We start from the raw sequence: 23,686 nt of genomic DNA, 5'->3' as shown, positions 1-23,686 counted from the left end.
ATAAAAATTAGGCCGATTGCATCAAAGCAACAAGAGATCTAAACTCATCATATTTGCCCAATTTAATAGCTACAATAGCGACAGTAAGCAAAGTAATATGGCCAAAAGTATTAAGGTTGCTGACAGAATTAATATTTCTAACATAAGCCTTTTCAAAATCCAGAGCTTTAAAGCGGGAATTATATCTTTCTGATTCAATTCTCAATTTGTAGACGGCCTTAAAATATAGGGAGTCTCTATTAATAGAGGACCTATAATCAGAAGATATAATAGCATACTTAGTACAGCCTCTATGCTTTTTGCCATTAAAATATTTAGGATGCTTTATAGGGCAGGCAGAATCATCCTTAGAATTACAGAACTTGCAAACAAATTTTTGCTTAATAAAACCATCAAAATACTGCTTGCCATCTTTAAGCATTTTAATACCCGCTTCACAGACCATATAACCATCATCAGTCAGAGGGAGATTTTTAGAATTACGCTTGTTAAGAGGAATAAAGCAATGACCGTGGAGAATATTTCTAACATAATTATAAAGTTTCTTAACATCATAGCCTTTATCAGCAATAAAATTAACATACTTAAGGTTAAACCACTTATTAGTCTTCTCAAGCAAAGATAAAGCGACTTCAAAATCAGGGGCATCAGCGGGGGTAGTAGTTTCAGCGATGGGTAAACCAGAGATAGCATCAACAATAATGTGATTTTTATAGCCCCAATAAAACTTATAGCGTTTATTAGAAGAATCATTAGAAGCAGAATAAACGCCTAATTTACAATCCTTATCTGACTTAGGCTGATTATCTTTAGAGAATTTATTTTTAGAAAAAGACTTAGGGTTATTTAACTTAGTGTTAGCTTTAATAGGGGTAGAGTCCATGGAAATAAACTCACCGGAGATAATACCCATATTTTTGAGGATATTGACCTGATTTTGAAAAATAGAGGTCAAATAATCATGAGAGAAGTCATTAATAAAACGGCGAAAAGTCCAATAAGAAGGAAGAGGTTTAGAAATGTCGAAGCCACAAAGATGAGCAATGATAAGATTATTGCGGAGATAATCTAAAAGATCAGAAATTGTGCCGAATCTTTCAGCTTTCATGACAATAAAAGCTCTAAAAAGTGCATGATGAGAATAACCATTACGGCCAGGACTAGAGGAAGGGAATTCAGGTATTAAAGACAGGTCAAGATTTTCAAACATAGAAGAATAGAAATCAATTTTAGACTGAGAGGTAAAGAGTTCAGGTATATTTAAAAGCAATTGAAGCTGATACATGTAGAATTTCATCCTTCTTAAAAAATTTTTTATAGTGTATATATAATAATTCGACAAATGGGAGGGGAAATCCTACATAAAAGATAAAAAATTCAAGAGTGATAGGAAAAAAGTATGTCTGTAGAATGGCTTAAATGAAGGCTTCTGAATTTTGCACAAGTCTATTATTATAAAATAAACGGGGGAATGACTGGTGAAATTAACAAAAGAAATGCTTGATAAAGTAAGAGATATAGAGGGATTTCCTATTGGTAAAGATGAAGATATAATAGAACTTTCTGATCCGCCTTATTATACTGCATGTCCAAATCCTTTTATAAATGAATTCATTGAAAAATACGGGAAACCTTATGTTGAAGAAAAGGATGATTACAATTGTGAACCCTATACGGCAGATGTATCTGAAGGGAAAAATGATCCTATATACAATGCCCATTCGTATCACACAAAGGTGCCTCACAAAGCGATTATGAGATATATACTACATTATACAAAGCCAGGAGATATAGTATTTGATGGGTTTTGTGGAACTGGCATGACGGGGGTTGCGGCACAGATGTGCGGCAACCCTGACCCGGAGTTTAAACTTAAAGTGGAAAAGGAGTTTGAAAAAGAGGGTAAAAAAGTAGAGTGGGGAGCAAGAAGAGCCATTCTTGGAGATTTATCTCCTGCTGCTACTTTTATAGCTTACAATTACAATACCCCTGTTGATGTGGAGGAGTTTAAAAAAGAGGCAGAGAGGATACTTAAGGAAGTAGAAAAAGAATGTGGGTGGATGTATGAAACCATACATACTCTTGATGGCGTTCCGCAATATGACATAACAGGAAATGTTATAAAAGGTAAAATAAATTATACTGTATGCTCTGATGTGTTTATATGTCCCAGCTGCAGCAATGAAATAGTTTTTTGGGATGCTGCTGTAGACAAAGATGATGGAAAAGTTCTGGATGAATTTAAATGTCCTCACTGTGGTGCAAAATTAACCAAAACAAGTCTTGAGAGGGCGTGGAGGACTGTTTATGATAAGGCTATTGGTGAAACAATAAAACAGGCAAAACAAGTACCTGTTCTTATTAACTATACAGTAGGTAAGCAAAGGTATAAAAAAAAGCCTGACAAATTTGATTTGGAACTTATACAGAAAATTGAAGAGATGGATATACCCTATTTGTATCCAACAGATGCCATTCCTAAAGGCGACAAAACTGGAGAACCTATAAGAATTGGCATAACACATGTACATCATTTTTATACTAAGAGGAATTTGTATGTATTGAGTGCTTTATATGAGAGGATAAATAATATAGTAAATTTAAATAGAAGAAATTTTTATTGGTTAATAAGTGCTGTTACTGAGGGGGGGTCAAGATTAAATAGGGAGAGACCTAAGGGATTACCAAGCAAATTATCCGGTACATTATATGTAAGTTCAATGATACATGAAGTTAATATTATTGATTTTATAGATAGGAAAATTGCAAAAAGAATTTTAATTAATAAGGATGCAGGGATAAATTTAGGAAAAGTGAAAATTACTACCCAGTCATGTAATAACTTTGATAATATAAATTCTAATTCTATAGATTACATTTTCACAGACCCTCCTTTTGGAGATAACCTTATGTACAGTGAGCTTAATTTTCTATGGGAGGCATGGCTTAGAGTATTTACAAATAATAAAACAGAAGCTGTTATAAACAAGATACAGAAAAAGGGACTTCATGAGTATCAGGAGCTTATGGAGAAGGCTTTTTCAGAGATGTACAGGATATTAAAGCCAGGAAGATGGATGACTGTAGTGTTTCACAATTCTAAAAATGCTGTGTGGAATGCAATACAGGAGGCGATCTTAAAAGCTGGTTTTGTAATAGCAAATGTACGAACCTTAGATAAAAAACAAGGAAGTTTTAACCAGGTAACTACAACTAATGCTGTAAAACAAGACCTTATAATATCAGCTTACAAGCCTAAAGAAGGGTTTATAAAAAGGTTTTTGAAAGAAGCTGGAACGGAAGAGGGAGTATGGGATTTTATAAGACAGCATCTAGAAAAACTGCCTGTTGTTATAGAGACAAATGGAAAACTTGATATAATACCAGAAAGACAGGAATATTTACTTTATGATAGTATGATTGCATTTCACATACAAAAGGGTGCTACTATTCCAATGAGTGCTGCTGAGTTTTATGAGGGATTGAAGAAGAGGTTTATAGAGAGGGATGGAATGTACTTTTTACCGGATCAGGCGGCTATTTATGATACAAAAAGGCTCAAATTAGAACTTAATGAGCAGCTTGCTTTTGTAATACAAGATGAAAAGACAGCAATACAGTGGCTGAAATTTAAGCTTTTAAATAAACCTATGACATATCAGGAAATACAGCCTATGTTTTTAGAGGAGTTAAAGCAGCTAAGATATGAAAAACTGCCAGAGCTTTTGGATTTACTACAGGAAAACTTTTTGCAAGATGAGGCAGGCAGATGGTATGTGCCAGATGCAAATAAGCAGGCAGACCTTGAAAAACTGAGGGAAAAAAGATTACTTAAAGAATTTGAGGAATATAAAAATGTTCCAGGACGACTTAAAGTTTTTAGGACAGAAGCCATAAGAGCTGGTTTCAAAAATTGCTGGAAAAACAAAGATTATGAAACGATTGTAAAAATAGGCGAAAAACTGCCTGAAAATGTGCTACAAGAAGACCAAACTTTGCTCATGTATTATGATAATGCAGTGACAAGGTTAGGTGGTTGATTTGTTCAAAGTTGGAGATTGGGTTTTTGATATTGATAAAAAAAGAGCAATGAAAATAATTGATGTATTTGAGTTGTGGGGGTATGTTTCTTACAGCATATATGATCCGATTGAAAAGGTGACCTATACTGTGTCAGATAAAAGACTTGTAAGTACAGAGAAGAAAAATGAGTTTGACTTAAATTATTTCAAATATGTAATTATAGCTTCGCGCATTTCAAATGAACTGGCTCAGGGTTTTTTGTCTTCGATAAGCGGCAGTATTATACCACTGCCGCATCAAATATATGCGCTAAACAGGGCACTGTCAAAGAGTACAGTAAGATATCTTCTGGCAGATGAAGTTGGTTTGGGAAAAACAATTGAGGCAGGACTTATCATAAAAGAGCTTAAAGCAAGAGGGCTTGTGAAAAGAATTTTGATTATAAGTCCTAAAGGGCTTATAACTCAATGGCATGATGAGTTAGAATTAAAGTTTAATGAAGATTTTAAAATTATACTTCCTCAGGATTTTGAAGTTTTGAAGAGAATTTATGGAGAGGGGAATATATGGGATAAGTTTCCACAAGTTATAACTTCATTGGATTCAGTAAAACCTGTTGAAAAGAGACAGGGGTGGACGAAGGAGCGCATTAAAGAATTTAATAAAGAAAGAATGGAAAACCTCGTTATGGCTGGATGGGATATAATCGTTGTAGATGAAGCTCACCGCTTGGCAGGTTCGAGCAGTGATGTAGCAAGGCACAAACTTGGAATTGAGTTGTCGAAAGCGAGTCCTTATCTTTTATTATTGACAGCAACACCTCATCAAGGGAAAACAGATTCATTTTTGAGGCTTATGAGACTTATTGATAAAGAGGCATTTCCTAATGAGAAAGCTATTGTAAGAGAGCAAGTTGCTCCATATATTATTCGTACGGAAAAAAGAGAAGCTGTTGATAGAGATGGTAATCCACTTTTTAAGAAAAGGATAACTAAGACAGTTAATATATCATGGAACATGAAGCATAGCCTACAAAGGGAACTTTATGAGAAAGTTACGAAGTATGTAGCTGAAGGATATAACAGAGCTAAAAAGGAAAAAAGATATTATATTGGGTTTTTGATGGTTCTTATGCAAAGGTTAGTTACAAGCAGTACCCATGCTATAAAAGTTAATTTGGAAAATAGGCTTGAGTTTTTAAAAAATGAGGTCGTAGGAATAGAATCTATTGAAGAAGATATGTTTTTTGAATATGACGCACAAAAGGTATTAGATGAATTGTTAAAAATAAAATCTATTGATATAAAAAAAGAAATAGATGAGTTAGAGGAACTTTTAAGATTGGCGAAGCAAGCTGAAAGTCAATATATTGATGCAAAAGCAGAGGTTCTTATAGATTTTATTGATCAGCTTTCAATGGAGTATAAAAATAGTCAAAAATTTATTGTTTTTACAGAATTTTTAGCTACACAGCAATATTTGAAGGATTTTCTTGAAAGTAAAGGATATAAAGTAGCTATATTAAATGGTTCTATGTCTATGGAAGAAAGAGATGCTTCATTGAAAGAGTTTAAAAATTACAAAGATGTTTTGATTTCGACTGATGCTGGTGGAGAGGGTTTAAATCTACAATTTTGCAATATTGTTATAAATTATGACTTGCCATGGAATCCGATGAAAATAGAACAGAGGATAGGTAGAGTTGATAGAATAGGGCAGGAACGAGATGTATTGGTTTTAAATTTTATGTTAGAGGATACGATTGAATTTAGAGTGAGGGAAGTTCTGGAAGAAAAATTAAGAATGATTTATGAGCAGTTTGGTGTTGATAAGATGGGTGATATACTTGATTCTGTACAGTCAGAGATGGATTTTACGGAGCTTTATATGAGAAGCATTGAGATGCCTGAAGGTATAGAGTATAACGTAAGTATTATGGAAGATAAAATAAAGGAAAAGACAGAGCAAATAAATAGGATAAAAGGATTGTTGAGAGAAGAGAAGGAACTTGATTTAAATATAGTAAGTAAAATTAGTGGGTTACCGATTAATGAGTGGATTAGGGATATGTATATAAATAAAATGGCTGCTGAAGGGGTAGAAATTTCTATTGATATGTTGGATGAGAATTTGATTTCGTTGAATAATGAAGAAATTAAAAATATGATAAAAAATTTGCCTGTATATATAAAAAGTAGCAAGATACCGATTTTATATTTAAAAGATGTTTCAAATGAAGAGGGATATTGGTCTTTATGGGAAATTAGCATTAATGGAGATTCTGAGAAGTTTAAACATGTATTCCCCGTTTTTTTAAACAAGGATAAAAAAGTGAGAATTGCTTCTGCAAATCTGATATGGGATATTTTTTTGAAGAATGAAAAAGAAGTAATTTTTAAGGGGTATAAATCAATTGATGAGGAAATGTATGATTTTATACATGATACTGCAAAGAATATGGCTTATGATTATTTTGAGAAAATAAAGAATAATTATTTTGAGAATTTAGTTAAGGAAAAAGAGCGATATGAATACGCTTTTAAGTTAAGAAAAGAAGCTATTTTAAGGATAGGACTTGAGGCTGTAAGGCGTCGGAGACTTGTGGAATTAGAAAATGAGGAAAGAAGATGGAAAGAAGAAATTGAAAAGTCTATGGATATATTGCCTATGTTAAAGCCTTTGTACATTGTGTATTTGGAGTGAGTCTATATGATTAAGGATTATATCAGAGATAAATTATCTTTAGAAGGTTCTAATCTTATATTGTTAGAGGATAAAGATGACATTTTAAATGAAGAAAGCATTATAGAGATGCTGCATAAGGATGAATATGAGGTATATAATTATCAGGAACCGGATAGTTTTAGGTTTTATTATGAATTGAACTATAGAAAATTTTATGATTCTTTTGTAGAACCCAATAAGAAATTTATACTTAAGTGTAAAGAAATAAATGAAATTCCTTATGATATACAGACAGTTTTTCATCATGTGTCCATATCATTGAAAGAAATTTTCCCAAAACTTGATTATGCTGTTTTAAAAGAATTGGGTACGGACTTTTTGGGGAAAATTTATGAGGCATATCAGTTATACGATGGAAATGTGTTGGGGGAAAATGGGACAAAAGATTATGTGATGAAGGCTGTTTTTGGAATTATTCCAGAGCACATAAATAATTTAAATGAGCTTGTAAAGGCATTTTTACGACTGTATTACAAAAATATTGAGCTACCTAAGGTGCTTTCTGATTATTTGGAGTATAAATTAAGGCAGAAAGAGAATTTAAAAGATGTACCTTTAAATGAAATTTTATCAGGAAAGGATAGATTTTTTAGATTTGTAAGGGTACAATGGAAGAATTATATCAATGATTTAATAGAAGGGACGCATAATGCCAAAATTGATTTTAGTGACTATGATATTAGGGCATATCTTGATAATATTTTTTATGAAAAATATATTGAACCTATAGAAGTGGAAAATATTGAAAGGCTTCCCAAATGGACATATGTTGGAATTTTGTATGATGAGAATGAAAGGTATTTGAAAGAATATAGAAAAATGATAGAAAAAATAAAGGAGTTGTTGAGTTTTAGTAAGTCGTATAAGGATTGGATGAATTTGTCTTCTTTATGGGCAGAGGTTTTGAACATTTTTTATAGTAAAAAACTTGCTTTAAATGAGAATGAATTTAATGAGATAAGTAAGTTGATTGAAAACAGTTTTATGGAATGGGTTGTTTTGAATTATAGCAATCTTACTTCAATTTCTTATGTAAATGGACCTGTAATGGTTCATCAAATTCCATGGTATTTGAATTATATTATGAAAAAACAAAAATATGATAGGGTAGCACTTTTAGTTTTCGATGGTATGTCGGTAGATAATTGGTATTTGATAAAAAGATATTTGAATAAAAATGCTCTGTGGAATATTGAAGAGAAAAAGTCTTTTGCATGGATCCCAACTTTGACATCCATTTCAAGGCAGGCAATTTTCTCTGGTGATATACCTTTATATTTTAAAGATACGATTTTTTCTACAAATTACGAAGAAAAACGATGGAAAAGGTTTTGGATGAATCAAGGATATAAAGGTGATGATGTTTTTTACATAAGAAATGTTATGGAGTTCAATAAAAGAGAAATAAATGATATAATAAATAACCGTAATGCGAAGATAGTAGGTATTGTTGTCAATATTATAGATGAACTAATACATAGTGCGATTTTATCAGTTGAAGGATTATATCAAAACATACAGTTATGGCTTGAAAAGAGTAGGGTGGAGGATTTTTTAAAAAAATTGATTTCTAAAGGATATGAGATTTTTATAGCTTCAGATCACGGAAATATTGCATCAATAGGCAAAGGGAAATTAAATGAAGGGCTTCTTGTTGAAAAAGCTGGAGAAAGGGTAAGGATATATGAGAGTGGAATAGATTATGGGAGAAGTTTATATGATGATAAATCTTTTAAATGGATTGGTTTTGGTCTTCCTAAGGAATACAATTTTATAATATGTAAAGAAAATAATGCTTTTGGTGCTCAAGGAGAACAGATGATAAGTCACGGTGGTATTTCAATTGAAGAAGTTATAGTTCCATTTGTGCACATAAGTCATATTTAAGGAGAGGGAGAAAATAGGATGAAAAAAGTAGGTTTTGCTAGAAGAATAAAACTTGAATGGCTTGATAAAGTTGTAGAATTTTATAAAAATGAGCAGGAGGTTTCTAAGATAAAAAAAGGGTTAGATGATTTTCTAATTAGTGAAGTTAAAAGTAAGGAAAATAGAAGAAAAAGTATAGATATTTTAATAAGCAGTTGGGTAGATGTTCCTGAGGAATTTAAATATGTGAGAGACAAAGCAGTGGTATTATTTGATAAGGTGTCTGAAGGAGAAAAAAAGTTTATTCATTGGTTTATGCTTATATCAGCTTTTCCTTTATTTAGTGATATTAGCACTGTTATAGGTAAGTTATTGAGTATTCAAGAAGAGTTTAAGTTAGATACTGTAAGACAGAGAATATTTGAAATATGGGGAGAAAGAAGTACAGTTAAATTTAGTACGGATAAAATAATCTCTTCAATGGTAGAATGGGGAGTTTTATCAAAAGCACAAAAACCAGGTATATATAAGAAAGCTAACACGATTGAAATAAAGAATAAAGAATTGAAACTTTTATTTTTGGAAGTATATCTTAAGTCAAATAAGAAGTCATTCATAAGTTACGCTGAAATTGATAAATTGTATGTAATATTTCCATTTGAATTGTCTTTTGAGTTAGGGGATTTTTATGATTCACCGGTTTTAAATGTGAATAAAATGGGGGATAATACGGTAATTGTTATTTAGGATAGGAAGGGATGAATATGAGCGATATACACATTGTATTGAAATATAACGATATAGAGTTGATACAATTAAAGAACATGAGGATGTTATTAAAGAAAAAGGTAAAGTTATATGGGGTATAATAAAACCTAGTGATGGTAGTCCTGGAATAGATAGAGGAAAAATTAAACTTATAAATGAACAAATAAAAAAAGGTATTGAAACTAAAGCCTTTTTTTATACACAAGGTCGAATAACGGCTGTAGGACTAATTACAAAAATGATAGATAGAGAAGAAATGAAAAACAGTATTTATCTTGATTTGATTCCGGAATATTATAGAAAAGATATAAATAGATGTGTTGCTGGTGTTGAATTAAGTTCAATGATTAAATTGGAAGATGATACTTTTGAAAGAGCTAACCTTTATCGCTTTGGTACAGAGTTTGGTAGTGTAAGCTATGCTAATCGTGTAAATCCAATGTATGTTTCAGAAAGGACTCCTCGATCATATTTTTTTAAAAATTATGAGAAAAATATAGTTAATTTGGAAGTAATAAATAAAGAAGTAGCTTATGATAAAGTAAATACTAATGAAATAGTGTATAACGTCAAAGATGAACTTGATTACATAAAAAAGTTACATAAAAAATCATGGGTTTAGCTACAATGATAAGTTAATAGAAAATTTTTATTTATCCTTGAAGTCAAAGCCATTTTTAATTCTTGCTGGTATTTCAGGTACAGGGAAAAGCAAACTTGCAAGACTTTTTGCGGAGGCTATCGGTTGCAATACCAAGAATGGACGATTTATGTTGGTACCTGTAAGACCCGACTGGTCAGATTCTACGGAATTATTAGGTTACAAAGATATGCATAATAAATTTCATCCTGGTGTTTTAACAAATTTTATAAAAAAGGCTATAAACGATATAAATAGACCTTACTTTTTTGTATTGGATGAAATGAACCTTGCACGTGTAGAGTATTATTTCAGCGATATTCTTTCAATTATAGAGTCACGAAAAAAGGATGGCGATAGAATTGTTACAGATCCCCTTTTGAACAAAGAACTGTTAGATGAAAATTCTTTCCATGAATATGGCAATTTGTACATACCTGAAAATTTATATTTCATTGGCACTGTTAATATGGATGAGACTACGTTTCCCTTTAGCAAAAAAGTGCTTGATAGAGCAAATGTTATTGAGTTTTCTGATGTAAACCTCGATTATTTTGTTGGAGATATCGAAGAAATTACTGAAAAAGTATTAAACAATAGTTTTTTGAAGAATGAATTTTTAACATTAAATGATTGTCTTGATTATAGGGAAATTATTGATGATGTGATTTTGGTTTTAAAAAAATTAATGATGTTCTAAGAGAAGGAAATTTGCATTTTGGTTATAGGGTGAGAGATGAAATAAGTTTTTATATGATATACAATGAGTTAAATGGTTTAATGGATTTTGATGAAGCGATGGATTTAGAAATATTGCAAAAGATTTTGCCCAGGATACACGGAAGCAGTATCAGTATAAAGAAAATACTTGTCGAATTATTTAAAATATGTTCTGGCAATTATGAAGCCAAGTATGATTATGAGGATATGGATGTTAGTGATAAGATGCTTAAAGATATGGATAATTGTGTATATCCAGGGTCAGCAGAAAAAATTATTTATATGGTAAGGAGATATGAAGAAGATGGATTTACGTCATACTGGCTCTGATGTTGACCTGCTTTATATATCTACTCCGAAATTTGATTTTTCAATAAAAGGCAATCCCTATCATCCTAATGTTGGAGCTTTAAATATCAATGAAAACGTAAGGGCAAAAATATATATCTCGTGTACAGAATATACTGCTAAAATTTATTCGCCAATAGAGGATAAGTTGGTGTCATATACGGGGGATAGTTATCCTCTTTTTTATGAACAGCAAAATTATGAAATTGTGATTGAGAAAAAAACTGATGATGAGGTGTCATTTTGGCATGAGAATATAAATATTAGGAACAAAGTACGTTTTGTAGGTGCTTCCAAAAGAGTATTATCAGGTATTATTAATTTTAAAAATGATATTGGATATTCAGAGCTTATTATGCTAGTGAATAATCGAGAATATCTAAAGGTAACTATTGAGGTTTTTCCTTCTAAAATTGACTATCAAAAGGATTATTATGCTCTTTTACAAGATATTAACAATGAATTATACAACCTTATATTTGATTTTTATAAAAGGACATACTTTTATAGCATGACTAAAAACAATGTAGGAAACAGCCTCACTGAATTTTTTGCGATTATAAATCAAGTGTTTGATAAGTTAAATAAATCGATCATGATTGTGCTAAATATGCCCCATCATGTATTAAAAAAGATAGGGAAATACTCAAATATTATACTGCAAAAAGGGTTGACAGAGAGGGAATAAAATGGATTAACAAGCATCCTCAATATGTGAAGAACATCGATGGAAAAATAATAGTTGAGAAAGTTTGCTCTGTAAAGAGTTCTGTTACCTATGATACCTATGAAAACAGATTGGTAAAATACATTATAAAATCTATAATAAAAAAGCTTAATTTAGTTAAGAAAAATTATGAAAAAGAATCAAGTATTGTTGATGAAAATATTAAAAAAAGCATTGAAGCAATGATATATAAGCTTGGAAGGCATTTAAATTACAGTTTTTTGAAAGATGTTGGAGATATATATACTATGAATTCACTTTCCCTTGTGCTTAATATGGCGCCAGGATACAAGGATGTTTATAAATATTATATTATGCTTTTAAAGGGACTTATGATAAGGGAATACATTTTTAAAATATCTATGAAAGATTTGGCTATATTATATGAATATTGGTGTTTTATCAAACTTAATTCAATATTGAGAGAAAAATATAATCTTGTAAAGCAAGGTATTATTAAATTTAATAATCGAGGACTTACTGTTACTTTGACAAAAGGCGAGGAGACTCGTGTTGAATATCAAAATCCAAAAAATGGGGAGATATATTCCCTAGTGTACAATAAGAAATTTAAATATGATAATATCCCAACTACACCTCAAATGCCTGATAGTATATTATCGTTGAGTAAAGTTGGATCAAATACTATATTTAAATATGTACTTGATGCAAAATACAAAATAAATCCTGCAGTTGTTGATACAGATTATTATAATAAATATCGTTCTCCAGGTCCGGAAGAAGAGGATATAAACACTATGCATAGATACCGTGATGCCATTGTGTATGAAAATAAAAATAATAAAAATTTTGAGAGAATGGTTTTCGGGGCTTTTGTATTGTTTCCATATTCTGACGAAGAAAAATATAAAGAACATCATTTTTATAAAAGTATTGAAAAAGTTAATGTGGGAGGACTGCCATTTTTACCTGGTTCTACTAAGCTTGTTGAGAAATTCATAGATGACCTTATAAATAATTCTTTTGAGTCAGCTTTTGAAGATTCAGTTTTTCAAGGTGGTACATATGAATACATTGATCAAGTAAAGTTTGATGATAAAGAAGTACTTGTTGCTCCGTTGTCAAGTAAAGAGCAGCTTGATATAAATCTCAAATATAATTTTTATCATATACCTTATAAAAATATTAAGTCTAGCGGTATGAAGTTTAAATATGTTGCGATATACCAGTCAATCAAAAAATTTGATAAAGAAGCTGGGATACACTATTATGGGAGGATAAAAGGTTTTGAAATAGTAAAAAGGAAAGATATAAAAGAAATACCAAAGGATTCTGATGAGTTATATGTAAAATTTGAAATAGAAGAATGGAAAAAGCTTGAAAGACCTATTACTTGTGGTCCTTTTGGAGTTACAAATCGTATATATACTAATTTGTTTCTTCTTAAGAATGCAAAAAACGTATCAGAACTTTGTATAAAAACAAAAGAAGACTATAGACTTTATTTGGAACTTAAGAGGTTGTATGAGCATCAAGAAGAATTTTTAAAAGTCAATATTAATAGTAAAGTGATTGACGAAAATACAAAAATAACAGGCTTTAAAATAGGGAATTTAACGATATTTATAAATGAGGGTTATTATAATATCTATAAAGATGATATTTTACGAGATAAAATACCTATAGAAGAATTTTCAAAAAGACCTAATGCAATTATAAAGAGGATAAGAAATAAGATGTAGTATATTTAAAAAAGAATTAAGTATCTTATCACCATTATAGGAAGTGATATTATGGTAGACATAAAGATTGAGAAAATAATACGTTCAAAAAGGAAAACAATAGCCCTCCAGATTACAGATAATGCTACTCTTATAGTGAAAGCACCTTTTGGCATAGATGAAAAGACAATTTTTGATGTGATACAAAAGCATTCAAAGTGGATTGAGAAGAAAAAAAAGAGATAGAGGCAAGGGATCCTAAAGCTTTAAAAAAGGAATTTGTGAATGGGGAAGGGTTTTTATATCTTGGTAAGTATTATAAGCTGTATATAGTAGATAATCAGGAGGTTCCTCTTAAGCTTGAAGATGGTTTTTATCTTTCAAGGGATTTTTTAAATAAAGCAAAAGAGGTTTTTATTGATTGGTATAAAAAAGAAGCTTTTAAGAAGATATCTGAAAGAGTCAAGTGGTATGCACAAAAGAGTAATTTAAAATACAATAAGATAAATATTACGTCTGCACAAAAAAGGTGGGGTTCTTGTTCTTCAAATGGAAACTTAAATTTTTCATGGAGACTTATAATGGCTCCTATTTCTGTAATAGACTATGTTGTTGTGCATGAGCTTGCACACTTGGAAGAAAGAAATCATGGAAAGAATTTCTGGATAAAAGTAAAGATGTTAATGCCAGATTATAAAAAGCAGGAAGATTGGCTTAAGAAGAATGGTTATTTGTTGAATTTGTAAGTGAAAATTAATTGTATATATTTTAAAGGCAGGAAGTGAAAAATATGGCAAAATTTTACCAACCCATTCTTGAGACTCCAAGGCTTATATTAAAGAAAATAAGTTTAGAAGATGCGGAAGACATGTTTGAATACGCAAGGGATCCAGAAGTTACAAAATATGTATCATGGGAATATCATAAAAGTATTGAGGATTCTGTAAAGTTTATTAATCTTTTGTTGTCAAAATATGCAAATAGTGAGCCTTCAGACTGGGGATTATATTTAAAAGAAAATGGCAAATTAATTGGAACATGTGGATATGTATTTATTGATGAAAAGAATATGACAGGAGAAATAGGGTATGTGCTTGGCAAAAAATACTGGAATAAAGGATTTATGACAGAGGCAGTTAAAAAAGTAATAGAGTTTGGTTTTGAAAAGTTGAATCTTAATAGAATACAGGCAAGGTGCAAGGTGGAAAATATACCTTCTGAGAGAGTAATGCAAAAAGTTGGTATGAAGTTTGAAGGGATATTGAGAGAAACAGTTTTTATAAAAGGGAGATTTTGGGATATGAAGATGTATTCTATTTTGAAAAGAGAGTATGAATTAAATAATTAGATTATAGACTAGAAAATTAATCAGTTTTTTTAGCCATCTAAGGCAATAAGCGCCTTATATTGGATGGCTTGTTTTGCATAAAATTTAGAATATTCTTTGTGTCTAAAGGAAATATTTAATTTTAATTATTCATTACAGACATAGATTAATATTTTGCAGAAGGTTTAATTATAAATTAAGCTATAGTTTAATTTGTAATTTTCCTGTATAATATATTCGTACAGCAATATGGTTACAAAAACAAATGAATACATAGGAGGAATTGGCATTGGCGATAGTTATTGTAGCTTTTGTGGTTTTCCTTGACCAAGTGACAAAATATCTCGCAGTGAAATATCTTATGCCTATAGGGAGTTATCCTGTTATAAAGAATTTTTTTCATCTTACTTATGTAGAAAATAAAGGTGCGGCATTTGGTATGCTTCAGAATAAGACTCTTTTTTTTATAGTTATAACAGTAACTGTAGGGGCTGTGCTAATTTATTCTATGATTAAACTGCCAGGGAATAGTGTGTATAATTATACACTTGCTATGATTTTAGGTGGTGCTATTGGAAATCTCATTGACAGAGTGAGATTAGGGTATGTTGTAGATTTTATTAATTTTAAATTTTTCCCTGCGGTTTTTAATGTTGCAGATTCTTTTATTGTTATAGGTGCAATTATATTAGGATATTTGATGATTTTTAAAGGTAAGGCGTGATAAGATGAACATAGTAGATAAGATAGTTTTGCAAGGAGAAAAAGAGGATGAGGGAAAGAGAATAGACGTTTTTCTTGCGGCAGAGTTAGATTACACAAGGTCTTATATTAAAAAATTGATTGTGGATGGGCTTGTTTTTGTAAATGGTAAAACGGTAAAGCCCAGTTATAAGGTAAAAGAGAATGATGAGGTTGTTGTAAATATCCCAGAGGCGGAGAAAATTGATGTACTGCCAGAAAATATACCTTTGGATATTCTTTATGAAGACGATGATATAATTGTGATAAATAAGCCACAGGGAATGGTAGTGCATCCGGCGCCGGGTAATTACAGCGGTACACTTGTTAATGCACTTCTTTACCACTGTAAAAATTTATCGGGAATTAACGGCATTTTAAGGCCGGGTATAGTTCACAGGCTTGATAAAGATACTTCTGGTGTGATGGTTGTTGCCAAAAATGATAAAGCTCACATAAGCCTTTCTAATCAAATAAAAGAGAGAAGTGTTTTTAAAAAATATGTTGCTATTGTAGAAGGAGTTATAAAACATGAAGAGGGGAAAATTGAGGCCCTTATAGGAAGGCACCCTGTTGACAGAAAAAAGATGGCTGTAATAGAGGATGGAAGATATGCTCTTACATTGTACAAAGTTTTGGAGCGTTTTAAAGAAAATACGTTGATAGAGGCGGTTATAAAGACAGGTAGGACTCATCAGATAAGAGTGCATATGGCTTATATTGGTCATCCTGTTGTAGGGGACCCAGTATATGGTTTTAAAAAGCAAAAGTTTAAGTTGGAAGGGCAGGCATTACATTCACGTGTTTTAGGATTTATGCATCCTACAAAAGGAGTTTACATGGAGTTTGAAGCTCCTCTTCCTGAGTATTTTGTAAGGTTGATTGAGATTTTAAGAAATAGATAAAGATAGGATTAAGTGCGAATCCTATCTTTATTTACAAGGTATATTTCGTCTCTTTCAGGGGGAATTATCTCTTCTTTTCCTTTTGATGTTATTAAATATTTCCCTTCTTTTATAATTTTACCTATTATTGTAGCTTGTATTCCTTTTTCAGATAGAGATTTGATTATTTTATCTCCATCACTGGCAGTAATTATCATTGAACCGCTGGATATGAGCTTTAAAGGGTTTATGCCAAAAAAACGGCAAATTTCTTTTGTTTCATGGCGTACTGGCAATTTTTCCTCATATATTTCAATGCCAAGGCCAGAGGCTTCTGCAATTTCATAGGCTGCTCCCAATATTCCGCCTTCTGTTATGTCATGCATTGCATTTGCACCATTTTGTGCTGCAGTAAGTCCTTCTTCTATGACACTTATTTCGTTTATAAAACTTTGTGCTTTTAAGATAAAATCTTTATCGTAGCCCTTTAGCAGCAAATCTTCATAGTCAGTTGCTAAAATTGCTGTGCCTTCAAGGCCTAAAGCTTTTGTAACTATGACATCATCGTCTATTTTTGCGCCTTTTGTGGTTATGTACTCACCTTTTTTAGCCATGCCAATTGCTGTTGTGCTTATAATAGGCTTGTTTACTGTAGAGGTTATTTCTGTGTGGCCTCCTAAAACTTCTATGTTGAGCTTTTTTGCTGCTTTATCTATTTCTTCCATTAAATTATGGAGTACAGATTCATCACTGCATTCGGGCAGTAGTATAGTTGATAATATTCCAATTGGCTTTGCGCCACAAGAAGCTAAATCATTACAGGATATTATGACAGATAAAAAGCCGCTTAATTTCTCTGATGCTGTTATGGGGTCTGTTGAAAGGACCGCCACGTATTCGCCGAAATCGATTATGCTACTGTCTTCTCCAAGCTGAGAGTGGACTAAAACTTCTTTTCTTTTAGCGCCAAGATAAGGGAAAACACTTCTTTTTAGTATTTCTACAGGTACTTTTCCTACTTCCATTTTGTCACATCCTTCTTTTAATATTGGTGTCAATACTAACATCTTAGCACAATTTTTATTTTTTTTAAATATTCCCTATAGACAAGTTGAAAAGAATGTGATAATATATAGAAAACGAAGTCCTTTAAGCAGTCCTGTGAGGCTGGCAAGGTTACCATAATGTAGCATAAAAAACTTCTTGTCAGTGCAAGAAGTTTTTTTGTGGAGGTTGTGAAGTTGAAGATAAAAGCAGAGATAATGGATGAAAAAGCCATAGACAGAGCCTTGATAAGAATAGCCCATGAGATTGTGGAAAGGAATAAAGGCATTGAAGATGTGGTTTTGGTAGGCATTAAGACAAGAGGAGTGCCTTTAGCAGAAAGAATAGCGAAGTATATATCGCGAATTGAAGGGAAAAAGCCTCCAGTAGGGTCATTGGATATCACCCTATACCGTGATGACCTTACCACAGACCTTGAACAGCCTGTAGTCAAGAAAAAAGATATAGGTGTGGATGTGGTAGGTAAAATAGTGGTGTTAGTGGACGACGTGATATACACAGGAAGGACTACAAGGGCTGCTATGGATGCAATTATCGATTTAGGGAGGCCTAAGGCAATACAGCTGGCAGAATTAATAGACAGAGGGCACAGGGAATTGCCGATAAAGCCAGATTATGTAGGTAAAAATGTTCCAACATCAAAAAATGAAATAGTAAATGTGATGTTGGAGGAAGTAGACAAAGTCAACAGAGTGGTAATAACTGAAAAGTAGCACCTTTAATTTAGCCCAGCGAGGCTAAAAAGGGAGAATGATAGATATTCTCCCGGAGTATTAAACTCTAAAAAGGGAGGATTTTTTATGCCAAAATTTGAAACCCTAATTTTAACAGAAAAGAATATTTTATACAAAAAGAGTAGTACCATTTCACATTGTTGTGATGTGGTTACTACTCTTTTTTTAAAAGGAGGAAGGTAATGTGAATAGAAAAGATCTGTTAGGTATTAAGGATTTATCGAAAGAAGAAATACTGGAAGTTTTAGACACTGCAAAGGAGATGAAAAAAATTCTAAATGGAGAAAAATATTCACAGATACTAAAGGGAAAGACAATTGTGACGATTTTTTTCGAACCTAGCACGAGGACAAGACTATCTTTTGAGATGGCAGCAAAGTATTTAGGCGCTCATTACGGCAATATAGAAGTGGCAACCAGCAGTGTTGCTAAAGGGGAGTCTTTAATAGACACCATAAGGACTGTTGAGATGATGAAGGCGGATGTGATAATAACAAGGCACAACATGAGTGGAGCGCCGCATCTTATGGCAAAATACACAGATGCCTCTATCATAAACGCAGGAGATGGTATAAATGAACATCCCACCCAAGCCTTGTTGGACATGATGACAATCAGAGAAAAGAAAAAAAGCTTTGAAGGATTAAAAGTGGCGATAATAGGAGACATTATGCACAGTAGAGTTGCACGGTCAAATATATGGGGACTTAAAAAGATGGGGGCGGAAGTGAGAGTTGCAGGCCCTTCCACCTTGATGCCACCCCAAATAGAAAAGATGGGAGTTAAAGCTTACTACAATGTAGAAGAAGCTATAAAGGATGCGGATGTAGTGATGGGACTAAGAATTCAATTGGAAAGGCAAAAAAGTGGACTATTCCCATCAATTGACGAATACAGAGAATATTTTGGGATAAATAAAGAGAGAATGAAACTTGCAAAAGCTGATGCGATATTGATGCATCCAGGACCTATAAACAGAAATGTTGAAGTTACTTCAGAAGCAGCAAATGCTGAGTATTCTGTCATAGAAGAACAGGTAACGAATGGTGTCGCTGTCAGGATGGCACTTTTAAAAATACTTTGTGAAAGGAGAAATTAAAATGAGGATGATTATAAAAAACGGTACTGTAATAGATGGGTTTGGAAGTGAAGTTAAAGCGGATATATTAATAAACTATGGAATAATAAAGGCGATAGATAAAAATATAGAAATTTCTGACGCAGTAGTAATTGATGCGACAGGTAAATATGTACTCCCAGGTTTTGTGGATATACACACCCATTTAAGGCAGCCGGGATTTGAAGAGAAAGAGACTATTAAAACAGGGACAGAGGCTGCAGCAGCAGGAGGTTACACTACTGTTGCCTGCATGCCAAATACAAATCCTCCTATAGACAATGAAATAGTAGTAGAATATGTAAAAAGCATTGCGCAAAGAGAAGGAGTTGTAAAAGTACTGCCTATAGGAGCTATGACAAAGGGAATGAAAGGTGAAGAGATAACCGAGATGGCAAAACTTAAAAAAGCAGGGGCTGTTGCCTTATCTGATGACGGTTTTCCAATAATGAGTGCAGGGCTTATGAAGAGGATAATGACATATGGAAAAATGTATGACTTACTCATGATAACTCACTGTGAAGACAAAACATTAAGTGGCGAAGGTGTAATGAATAGCGGAGTAATTTCCACAATGATAGGATTAAAAGGCATACCAAGAGAAGCAGAAGAAGTCATGCTTGCAAGAAATATTATACTTGCAAAGTCAATTGGTGTAAGGCTTCACATCGCACATATCTCAACAAAGGGAAGTGTCGAACTTATAAGAGAAGCGAAAGAAAAGGGAGTGAAAATAACTGCTGAAGTGACTCCTCACAATCTTACCTTGACAGATGAAGCAGTCTACAATTACGATACAAACACAAAAGCTTATCCACCCTTAAGGACAAGAGAGGATATAGAAGCATTAATAGAAGGATTGAAAGATGGCACAATAGATGCAATTTCGACAGACCATGCCCCTCACACTAAGGATGACAAAAAAGTACCTTACGACATGGCTGCTTTTGGAATATCAGGCTTAGAAACAGCCTTTTCGGTAATAAATACTTTCCTTGTACAAAAAGGTAAAATAAACATGAAAGATTTGGTCAAATACATGAGCATAAATCCTGCAAATATACTGGGTATATCCAGTGGAATAAAGGTTGGCAAGACAGCGGATATTGTAATTGTAGACCCTTATGAAGAGTATGTAGTTGACAAAGATAAATTTAAATCAAAAGGGAAAAACACACCTTTCCATGGTATGAAGCTAAAAGGAGTTGTGGAATACACAATAGTTGAAGGTCAAATAAAATATGCAAGGGATAGAAAAATTGAAAAAATTGAGGTATAATTAATAAAGGAATATTTATGCGATAAAATGAATAAATTTTCAATAAGAGGATGGTGTAGATGTTTATTGATAAATTAATTGAGAGTATAAAAGCTAAGAAAAGCCCTGTTGTAGTGGGGCTTGACCCCAGAATTGAAAAAACTCCACAATTTATAAAAGACGTTGCTTTTAAGAGAAAAGGAGAAAATATTGAAGGCATATCTGAAGCTTTATACCTTTTTAACAAAGGTATAATAGATGCAGTCTACGATGTTGTGCCTGCGGTCAAAATCCAAGTTGCTTTTTATGAAGCTTATGGGATAGAAGGATTTAAAGCTTTTTTCAAAACTGCTGAATACGCTAAAAATTTAGGGCTTATGGTAATAGCGGATGTTAAAAGAGGAGATATACAAGAGGTGGCAAAAATGTATTCAAAAGCATATATGCAAAACCAGTTGTTTGATGCGATTACTGTAAATCCTTACATGGGTGAAGATACTATAATCCCTTACGTAGAAGATGCGATCAAATACAATAAGGGTATATTTGCACTTGTCAAAACTTCAAATAAAGGTTCTAAAGATATACAGGATATAAAAACTGCAACAGGAGAATACGTCTATCAACGAGTTGCTAAAATAATAAATAAAATTTCAAAGTCAGCAGTTGGGAAATATGGCTATAGTTCTATAGGTGCAGTAGTAGGTGCAACTTATCCAGAGGAGGCAAAAGTGCTAAGAAAGGAAATGCCAAATTGTTTCTTTCTAGTGCCAGGCTATGGGGCACAAGGAGGGACTGTTGAAGATATAATGGATTGTTTTGATGAGAATGGACTTGGCGCGATAATAAATTCTTCCCGGAGCGTTATCTATGCATATCAAAGTCCTTACTGGAAAGATGTATATTCTGAATATGAGTATGCACAAGCGGCGAGAGCAGAAGTAATTCTTATGACAGGTATGATTAACAATGGGCTTGTTAAAAGAAAATACATCGCTTGTTGAGGTGAAAGATGAAGACCAAGATATTGTCTAATGAAAAGATAGCCAGTGGCATTTATAAATTGGTATATGAGTGGAAGGGGGGAATACCTTCTCCAGGCCAATTTGTAATGGTAGACTGCAAAGGCAAGACTTTTCTAAAAAGGCCTATAAGCGTATGCTCTGTTGATGACAAATCAATGACAATTGTATATCAGGTTAAAGGGGAAGGTACTAAAAATTTATCCGAAATGAAAAAAGGAGATACAATTGAAGTAACAGGTCCTCACGGACATGGTTTTGAACTATATGAGGACAAAAATGTGTTAATAGTAGGAGGGGGAATAGGCATTCCTCCCCTTCTATACCTTGCTAAAAAAATCAAAGCAAAAAATTTGTATATTGCGTTGGGATTTAAAAGTGAAATTTTTCTTGTGGAGGAGTTTAAAAATTTAGGAGAAGTTATTGTCACGACAGAGGACGGAAGTTTTGGGAAAAAAGGAATGGTGACACAAGGAATTGAAGATATAATTGATAAGATTGACATAATATATGGCTGTGGACCAAAACCTATGCTAAAGATATTACAAGATATTTCTCTTAAAAATAACATTCCTTGTCAAATATCTGTAGAAGAAAGGATGGCTTGTGGCATAGGAGCTTGTCTTGTATGCGCTTGCAAAGTGAAAAAAGATGGTGGTTTTGAGTACAAAAGAGTGTGCAAAGATGGTCCCGTCTTTTGGGCAGAGGAGGTGGAGTTTTGAATTTACAAGTTGAAGTTGGGGGACTTAAGTTAAAAAATCCGGTGATGACAGCTTCAGGTACTTTTGGGTTTGGAAGAGAGTACGGAGAATATATTGATTTAAATAAATTAGGAGCGATAGTTGTAAAAGGACTTACAATAAAACCTAAAGAAGGTAATCCACCTCCACGAGTTTATGAAACTCCTTGTGGAATGCTAAACAGTGTAGGGCTTCAAAATCCGGGTGTAGATGCTTTCATTGAGAAAGAGCTGCCTTTTTTAAGAGATTATGATGTTGCTGTAATAGCGAATATTGCAGGAGAAACCATTGAGGAATTTGCTTACATGGCAAAGAAGCTTGATATAGATGGTGTTGATGGAATTGAAATAAATGTCTCCTGTCCAAATGTGAAAAAAGGTGGTATGGCTTTTGGAATAAATCCTGAGGATATATTTAATATAACAAAAGAAGTAAAAAAAGTTACACAAAAAACTGTTATTGTAAAATTAACACCAAATGTGACGGATATTGGGGTTTGTGCTAAAGCAGCAGAAGATGGAGGAGCAGATGCTGTATCTTTAATTAATACAATTGCAGGAATGGCTATAAATATTGATACAAGAACCCCTGTTTTTAAGAACGTGATTGCGGGTTTGTCTGGACCTGCTATAAAGCCTATTGCCCTTAGGATGGTGTATGAGGCAGCGAGAGCCGTGAAAATTCCTGTTATAGGTATGGGCGGTATAAGTTCATTTAAAGATGCATTAGAGTTTATGATTGCGGGGGCGAAGGCAGTGGCAATTGGCACTTGTAATTTTGTAAATCCTTATTGTACAGTAGAGGTTATTGAGGGAATAAAACAGTACATGGTTTTAAACAATATAGAGGACATAAATGAGATTATAGGTTCTTTAAAGGTTGATTAAAGGGGATGAGAAAATGGAAAAAGAAGAAGTCTTAGAGATTTTTAGAAAGCTAGGAGTAATTAACAAAGGACATTTTTTATTGACATCTGGAAAACACAGCAATACCTATTTGCAGTGTGCGAAAATATTTCAATATCCTAAATACAGCGAAATTTTTAGTAAAGAATTGGCATTAAAATTTAAAGGCCACGAAATAGATGTTGTAATAGGGCCTGCAATTGGAGGAATTATATTGGCCTATGAAGTTGCTCGTCAAGTTGGAGCAAAAGCTCTTTTTGCAGAAAGAGAAGAAGGAGTGATGAAGCTAAGAAGAGGGTTTGAAATCAAAGAAGGAGAAAATGTGCTTGTAGTAGAAGATGTAGTGACAACAGGTGGCTCCGTAAAAGAAGTTA

At 32.8% G+C, this 23,686-nt stretch carries 20 protein-coding genes and 2 pseudogenes (1 of these 22 only partly in view); 20 read left to right on the top strand and 2 right to left on the bottom strand.

Annotated features, from left to right (window positions below; translation table 11 throughout):
• Positions 1-7 precede the first annotated feature (7 nt).
• Entirely contained in the window at positions 8-1,285 is a 1,278-nt protein-coding gene (locus tag EB239_RS10235; RefSeq protein ID WP_129545138.1) for a transposase, read from the bottom strand.
• Between the two features lie 193 nt (positions 1,286-1,478).
• Between EB239_RS10235 and EB239_RS10230 the strand changes: the two genes are divergently transcribed.
• The 13 genes and pseudogenes from EB239_RS10230 to EB239_RS10185 all read left to right on the top strand — a co-directional run bounded on the left by EB239_RS10230 (position 1,479) and on the right by EB239_RS10185 (position 16,492).
• The gene (locus EB239_RS10230; RefSeq protein WP_003869590.1) at positions 1,479-4,040 is read left to right on the top strand and encodes a DNA methyltransferase; all 2,562 of its coding nucleotides are present in this window, start codon (positions 1,479-1,481) and stop codon (positions 4,038-4,040) included.
• A 1-nt stretch (position 4,041) separates the two neighbouring features.
• Positions 4,042-6,726, top strand: a complete 2,685-nt coding sequence (locus tag EB239_RS10225; protein WP_003869589.1) for a DEAD/DEAH box helicase — start codon at positions 4,042-4,044, stop codon at positions 6,724-6,726.
• 6 nt (positions 6,727-6,732) lie between these two features.
• On the top strand, positions 6,733-8,655 hold the full coding sequence (gene pglZ / locus EB239_RS10220) for a BREX-3 system phosphatase PglZ (RefSeq protein ID WP_003869588.1): 1,923 nt from the start codon (positions 6,733-6,735) through the stop codon (positions 8,653-8,655).
• 18 nt (positions 8,656-8,673) lie between these two features.
• A complete protein-coding gene (locus EB239_RS10215) occupies positions 8,674-9,381 on the top strand; it encodes a hypothetical protein (RefSeq protein ID WP_003869587.1) in 708 nt (235 codons plus the stop codon).
• A gap of 259 nt (positions 9,382-9,640) precedes the next feature.
• Complete coding sequence (locus EB239_RS15015; protein ID WP_003869585.1) at positions 9,641-10,024, top strand: hypothetical protein; 384 nt, start codon at positions 9,641-9,643, stop codon at positions 10,022-10,024.
• A 37-nt stretch (positions 10,025-10,061) separates the two neighbouring features.
• Positions 10,062-10,742, top strand: a complete 681-nt coding sequence (locus EB239_RS15010) for an McrB family protein (protein WP_003869584.1) — start codon at positions 10,062-10,064, stop codon at positions 10,740-10,742.
• 11 nt (positions 10,743-10,753) lie between these two features.
• Positions 10,754-11,092, top strand: a complete 339-nt coding sequence (locus EB239_RS15005; RefSeq protein ID WP_003869583.1) for a hypothetical protein — start codon at positions 10,754-10,756, stop codon at positions 11,090-11,092.
• Positions 11,058-12,088: pseudogene (locus EB239_RS15000) on the top strand (DUF2357 domain-containing protein); the annotation flags it as partial. The gene EB239_RS15005 and the pseudogene EB239_RS15000, both read left to right, overlap by 35 nt.
• On the top strand, positions 12,086-13,540 hold the full coding sequence (locus EB239_RS10205) for a nuclease domain-containing protein (RefSeq protein ID WP_404815214.1): 1,455 nt from the start codon (positions 12,086-12,088) through the stop codon (positions 13,538-13,540). The pseudogene EB239_RS15000 and the gene EB239_RS10205, both read left to right, overlap by 3 nt.
• Before the next feature lie 51 nt (positions 13,541-13,591).
• Positions 13,592-14,265, top strand: a pseudogene (locus EB239_RS10200) (M48 family metallopeptidase).
• 44 nt (positions 14,266-14,309) lie between these two features.
• On the top strand, positions 14,310-14,867 hold the full coding sequence (locus EB239_RS10195; RefSeq protein WP_003869578.1) for a GNAT family N-acetyltransferase: 558 nt from the start codon (positions 14,310-14,312) through the stop codon (positions 14,865-14,867).
• A 268-nt stretch (positions 14,868-15,135) separates the two neighbouring features.
• Positions 15,136-15,570 carry a signal peptidase II gene (gene lspA, locus EB239_RS10190; RefSeq protein WP_003869577.1) on the top strand — a complete coding sequence of 145 codons (435 nt, stop codon included), beginning with the start codon at positions 15,136-15,138 and terminating at the stop codon, positions 15,568-15,570.
• A gap of 4 nt (positions 15,571-15,574) precedes the next feature.
• A complete protein-coding gene (locus EB239_RS10185) occupies positions 15,575-16,492 on the top strand; it encodes an RluA family pseudouridine synthase (protein ID WP_003869576.1) in 918 nt (305 codons plus the stop codon).
• Between the two features lie 8 nt (positions 16,493-16,500).
• On the opposite strand, the gene EB239_RS10180 is transcribed toward EB239_RS10185, so the two are convergent.
• Positions 16,501-17,496 (bottom strand): AIR synthase family protein, encoded by a 996-nt coding sequence (locus EB239_RS10180; protein WP_003869575.1) that lies wholly within the window; start codon positions 17,494-17,496, stop codon positions 16,501-16,503.
• Between the two features lie 216 nt (positions 17,497-17,712).
• On the opposite strand from EB239_RS10180, the gene pyrR reads away from it, so the two are divergent.
• The 7 genes from pyrR to pyrE form a co-directional block, all read left to right on the top strand.
• The gene (gene pyrR, locus EB239_RS10175; protein ID WP_003869574.1) at positions 17,713-18,249 is read left to right on the top strand and encodes a bifunctional pyr operon transcriptional regulator/uracil phosphoribosyltransferase PyrR; all 537 of its coding nucleotides are present in this window, start codon (positions 17,713-17,715) and stop codon (positions 18,247-18,249) included.
• 205 nt (positions 18,250-18,454) lie between these two features.
• Positions 18,455-19,369 carry an aspartate carbamoyltransferase catalytic subunit gene (locus EB239_RS10170; RefSeq protein WP_003869573.1) on the top strand — a complete coding sequence of 305 codons (915 nt, stop codon included), beginning with the start codon at positions 18,455-18,457 and terminating at the stop codon, positions 19,367-19,369.
• 1 nt (position 19,370) lies between these two features.
• Positions 19,371-20,666, top strand: a complete 1,296-nt coding sequence (locus tag EB239_RS10165; protein ID WP_003869572.1) for a dihydroorotase — start codon at positions 19,371-19,373, stop codon at positions 20,664-20,666.
• A gap of 59 nt (positions 20,667-20,725) precedes the next feature.
• Entirely contained in the window at positions 20,726-21,649 is a 924-nt protein-coding gene (gene pyrF / locus EB239_RS10160; protein ID WP_003869571.1) for an orotidine-5'-phosphate decarboxylase, read from the top strand.
• Positions 21,650-21,657: 8 nt separating this feature from the next.
• On the top strand, positions 21,658-22,389 hold the full coding sequence (locus EB239_RS10155) for a dihydroorotate dehydrogenase electron transfer subunit (RefSeq protein ID WP_003869570.1): 732 nt from the start codon (positions 21,658-21,660) through the stop codon (positions 22,387-22,389).
• Positions 22,386-23,294 (top strand): dihydroorotate dehydrogenase, encoded by a 909-nt coding sequence (locus EB239_RS10150; protein WP_003869569.1) that lies wholly within the window; start codon positions 22,386-22,388, stop codon positions 23,292-23,294. Before EB239_RS10155 ends, EB239_RS10150 begins: the two co-directional genes overlap by 4 nt.
• A gap of 13 nt (positions 23,295-23,307) precedes the next feature.
• Positions 23,308-23,686 carry the 5' portion of an orotate phosphoribosyltransferase gene (gene pyrE / locus EB239_RS10145; RefSeq protein WP_042835423.1) on the top strand. The gene runs 194 nt beyond the window's last position, so the window shows 379 of its 573 coding nt (coding positions 1-379); its start codon is at positions 23,308-23,310; its stop codon lies off the right edge, out of view.

Origin of the sequence: Thermoanaerobacter ethanolicus JW 200, assembly GCF_003722315.1 — a bacterium.
GTDB classification, from domain to species: Bacteria; Bacillota; Thermoanaerobacteria; order Thermoanaerobacterales; family Thermoanaerobacteraceae; genus Thermoanaerobacter; species Thermoanaerobacter ethanolicus.
This window is presented reverse-complemented; position numbering and strand designations above follow the sequence as displayed.

Coding starts and splice junctions, on each gene's coding strand:
- EB239_RS10195 (WP_003869578.1), top strand. CDS start 14,310: ATGGCAAAATTTTACCAACCCATTCTTGAGACTCCAAGGCTTATATTA.
- EB239_RS10205 (WP_404815214.1), top strand. CDS start 12,086: ATGAATTCACTTTCCCTTGTGCTTAATATGGCGCCAGGATACAAGGAT.
- EB239_RS10165 (WP_003869572.1), top strand. CDS start 19,371: ATGAGGATGATTATAAAAAACGGTACTGTAATAGATGGGTTTGGAAGT.
- pglZ (WP_003869588.1), top strand. CDS start 6,733: ATGATTAAGGATTATATCAGAGATAAATTATCTTTAGAAGGTTCTAAT.
- EB239_RS10155 (WP_003869570.1), top strand. CDS start 21,658: ATGAAGACCAAGATATTGTCTAATGAAAAGATAGCCAGTGGCATTTAT.
- EB239_RS10180 (WP_003869575.1), bottom strand. CDS start 17,496: ATGGAAGTAGGAAAAGTACCTGTAGAAATACTAAAAAGAAGTGTTTTC.
- pyrF (WP_003869571.1), top strand. CDS start 20,726: ATGTTTATTGATAAATTAATTGAGAGTATAAAAGCTAAGAAAAGCCCT.
- EB239_RS10185 (WP_003869576.1), top strand. CDS start 15,575: ATGAACATAGTAGATAAGATAGTTTTGCAAGGAGAAAAAGAGGATGAG.
- EB239_RS15015 (WP_003869585.1), top strand. CDS start 9,641: ATGATAGATAGAGAAGAAATGAAAAACAGTATTTATCTTGATTTGATT.
- EB239_RS10235 (WP_129545138.1), bottom strand. CDS start 1,285: ATGTATCAGCTTCAATTGCTTTTAAATATACCTGAACTCTTTACCTCT.
- EB239_RS10215 (WP_003869587.1), top strand. CDS start 8,674: ATGAAAAAAGTAGGTTTTGCTAGAAGAATAAAACTTGAATGGCTTGAT.